Annotated in this window: 3 protein-coding genes and 1 pseudogene; 2 read left to right on the forward strand and 2 right to left on the reverse strand. The window is 46.2% G+C overall.

Annotation, left to right across the window (positions count from 1 at the left end; translation table 11 throughout):
- Both ACL7TT_RS20435 and ACL7TT_RS20440 read left to right on the forward strand, forming a co-directional pair.
- Window positions 1-124 (forward strand): annotated as a pseudogene (locus ACL7TT_RS20435) (IS630-like element ISCARN69 family transposase); the annotation flags it as partial.
- A gap of 449 nt (window positions 125-573) precedes the next feature.
- Window positions 574-837: a hypothetical protein gene (locus ACL7TT_RS20440; RefSeq protein WP_413398020.1), complete on the forward strand. Its 264-nt coding sequence runs from the start codon at window positions 574-576 to the stop codon at window positions 835-837.
- A gap of 48 nt (window positions 838-885) precedes the next feature.
- Here ACL7TT_RS20440 and ACL7TT_RS20445 read toward each other — a convergent pair whose 3' ends face one another.
- Together ACL7TT_RS20445 and ACL7TT_RS20450 are read right to left on the reverse strand one after the other, a co-directional pair.
- Window positions 886-1,206, reverse strand: coding sequence for a hypothetical protein (locus ACL7TT_RS20445; protein WP_413398021.1), 321 nt, complete (start codon window positions 1,204-1,206; stop codon window positions 886-888).
- Window positions 1,207-1,883: 677 nt separating this feature from the next.
- The gene (locus tag ACL7TT_RS20450) at window positions 1,884-2,435 is read right to left on the reverse strand and encodes a hypothetical protein (protein WP_413398022.1); all 552 of its coding nucleotides are present in this window, start codon (window positions 2,433-2,435) and stop codon (window positions 1,884-1,886) included.
- Between the last annotated feature and the right edge of the window lie 422 nt (window positions 2,436-2,857).

The following is a 2,857-nucleotide window of genomic DNA, read 5'->3' on the forward strand; positions in this document are numbered from 1 at the left end:
GGAGGCTATCACAGGGTTTATCGATGCACATAACAAGGCTCCAAAGCCATTTGTATGGACAAAATCAGTCGATGAAATTTTGGCGAAGGTAGGAAGGGCTAGGCAGGCTCTTGCATTTCAGTAAATAGTTTAATACACCACACTAGTGGAGAAAACGGATCAAATTCCGTAGGGACAAATTCCCCTCCAGGATCTACCGGGCTTGGAGGGTATGGGGGGCCTGGCGGAGGTAAAGGTGGTGATGGAGGAGAAATAAAAGGTTTTGATGGTTTAGGGCCTGGCGGTGGACTCGGCGGATATAGAGGTCTTGGTGCCCGAGGTAATGGAGCAGGGTTTGGTGGGAAAGGTGGTAATGGTTTTGGTGGAATAGTTGAGGACAGTGATTATGGTGATTTAAACCAAGTACTTCAAGCTGGTAGTGGTGGTGGGGGAACTGGAACTGATCTATTTGCCACTAAAGGAGCAGGTGGTGGGGGAGCTGGTGGTGCTATAGAATTAATCGCAATTGACTCAATTATTCTAGAAGGGCAAATCCTAGCTAATGGTGGTAGTCCAGGTGGAGGCGGTACTCTTTTGGCCGGAGGTGGTTCAGGTGGTGGAATCATTTTAGCTGCACTTTTAATTACAGGTTCACCAGGAAGTGTAACTGCTAGAGGTGGAGGCCCTGCTGGGGGCGCTGGTACTGGAGCAGGGGGACGTATCTTAGTTCTTAATGAAAATGCGGAGGTACCCACTGGCATTTCATTTAATGTTAATCCAGGCGGAATAAATGCCACAGTTGGTGTCTTAGAGTTCGGCTTACTCGAATTTTCTGAAAGAAATCGTTCAAGATATTGAAATAAGTGAATTCACTGCTCAGCATAAGGAGGGGTTAGAGCCTCTCCTTCACTCCCCAATCACCACCCGCAGATTCACCGTGCGCTGGATGCACTCCATGCGCCCGGCACCTTTGTTGACCTCTTCATTCTCCGTGCCCTCAGCCACAGCAGAGGCCTGCAGGGTTTCCACCTTGCCCGGTGTCTGCCAGGGTGTGCCAGCAGCATTGTTGCGCACCTGGTTATCTGTGGTGACGAAGGCACCGATCATCTTGTAGGCAAACTGGTCGGGGCTGCCGTCCTGGTCCAGATCGATGGGGTTGCGTACCTGCGAGATACGACGATTTCTTCCTGAAGCTGTTGGCTCGTTACGCGGATCGGCCAATTCCATTTAGCAAGCTCCCACCTGAATTCGACGTTGCCTACAGTGCCTTCTACACGTTCAATATAGGGTGGATCGATGAAATTTAAGGACAGCAGCTTCGGAGTTTTAAAATAGATATTTTCAACCAACTTATTCAGGTCATCAATATTCTCAAATTGTTGGGATGCCGATAGAACGTTGCCTTCTAGTTTAAGGGTACGATTTAAATCTTCAATTTCAACCCTCAATGGTTTAAGCGGGTTCTCGGATTCAACAGAAGTTGCTCCAGTATTGGCATTGAAATGAATACTTGTTTTAGCATCACGAACAGCAGTGTCCCCACCACCGGCCTCTAGCCCGAAGGGTTGCAGAGGAAGAAAGTGAAATCGCACAACCCCATCAGCTGGGAACGGCAGCTCACGACCGGAGCTGTTCCTGTATTCACGTGGACGAACCTGATATGTGAGCATCGGTGCCTCTTTAGCATTGACGCCAAATCGCCAAATTTGGCATCAGGCGATCGAAATGGTGATGTGGCTTAAGTATTACTAGAAACAATAAGCTGATATTCCTGATTAACTTGTGTATATGTCCAAGCTGCAGCTGGGCGCGCAGCTTCTCTGCCAATTTGTTATAGCTGGATGTTTCAGCGATTATTATTTGTGCTTACCTAATCCCTCCAAACCTACTTAATCCGAGTCAAATCACCATGCAGGTGCAGTGAACGGAACCTCAGATGATCTGTTCAAATATACCCCAATCCAGGGCGAGGAATGTGAAGAAGCATATTCGGCACTATATGGTAAAGTCTCGATACCATATGTGAGTAACCCAGTTAGAGAATAAGCTCCGATTGTCAGAAATCCACCAAATTGTCCGCCCTCGACTAACCCCAAAAAGCCATTTTCATAGTAGTAACCTAGATTAACAGTATCACCTAAATGCATAGATGCGTTTTTTATGGCCTGATCTATAACCGTAGAACCACCCGTAAATTTGTATGCTAAAGGTATCCCGAAATTGACCATAAACTGCTGGGTATCTTCAAGTGTAGCGAGGCTCCACCCATAAAAATATGAGTTTGAATCATCAAATAGTATTGTAAGCTGATCAATTGAGTATCCTGTTGTTGCTGTCAAGTCAAGCCATTCAAGGCCGGATGAAGTATCAAGACTAATATTTCCAAGATCGATAATTTCTGCATTAACAGAAAAAGTTAGGGTGGCGCCGACTAAAATAAGTGTATTTTTAAACATGTAAAACTTCTCTCAGGTGGAGCACCTTAAAAAAACCGTGATAAATAGTAATTAATTAAAGGTTTTCGAACAGCAGCATCACTCGTCTAAAATCGCATAGCTGCCAACTATAACCACTCTGACATTTTCGTCAAATGACAAAAACCTTACTCAATTAAAAAAAATGGTGTGTTTTGCGCTGGATCAGCTCATGAATATGCCTATGCAGCATTGGCGGGCACGATAGCTGCCTTACTCGCTGGCTTTGCGGGTCATTAGCCCACCCCCACAAAGCTGCGAGTTATTGTCAATTTTGGTGTTCAAAAAGCCAGATTAAGCAGCGCTCTGGTCGGCTGTTGACACCTCCTCTCCATCTTTGAACTTCACTCCGGTGATGACCTTGGCCAGGCAGTCAAAGCCCCGGAGTTTTCTCCACTTTCCCT

Origin of the sequence: Microbulbifer jejuensis, assembly GCF_047289955.1 — a bacterium.
Classification (GTDB): domain Bacteria; phylum Pseudomonadota; class Gammaproteobacteria; order Pseudomonadales; family Cellvibrionaceae; genus Microbulbifer.